The sequence below is a fragment of the Neisseria bergeri genome (genome assembly GCA_003044455.1).
Taxonomy (GTDB): Bacteria; Pseudomonadota; Gammaproteobacteria; order Burkholderiales; family Neisseriaceae; genus Neisseria; species Neisseria bergeri.
Genome location: POWY01000039.1, coordinates 1 through 662 on the forward strand (window position 1 = coordinate 1; position 662 = coordinate 662).

General features: G+C 52.6%; 1 pseudogene. It reads left to right on the plus strand.

Going from position 1 to position 662, the window contains the following annotated elements:
• A pseudogene (locus DBY86_RS12785) lies at positions 1-662 on the plus strand (IS5 family transposase); the annotation flags it as partial.

Here is a 662-nt window from a genome sequence, read left to right on the forward strand (position 1 = left end):
TCCCCTGTTGTCCATGTTCAAAGCCGTCCTGCTCGGACAATGGCACAGCCTCTCCGATCCCGAACTCGAACACAGCCTCATCACCCGCACCGATTTCAACCTATTTTGCCGTTTTGACGAACTGGGCATCCCCGATTACAGCACCTTATGCCGCTACCGTAACCGGCGGCGCAAGACGACACCCTGTCCGAATTGCTCAAACTGATTAACTGCCAACTGACCGAAAAAGGCCTAAAAATAGAGAAAGCATCCGCCGCCGTCATTGATGCCACCATTATTCAGACCGCCGGCAGCAAACAGCGTCAGGCCATAGAAGTTGACGAAGAAGGACAAGTCAGCGGCCAAACCACACCGAGTAAAGACAGCGATGCCTGTTGGATAAAGAAAAACGGCCTCTACAAACCCGGTTACAAACAACATACCCGTACCGATGCGGAAGGCTATATCGAGAAACTGTACATCACCCCCGCCAATACCCATGAGTGCAACCATCTGTCCCCTTTGTTGGAAGGCATTGCCGAAGGTACGACCGTCTATGCCGACAAAGGCTACGACAGTAAGGAAAACCGGCAACATCTGAAAGAGCATCAGTTGTTAGACGGCATTATGCGCAAAGCCTGCCGCAACCGTCCGCTGACGGAAGTGCAAACCAAACGCAACCG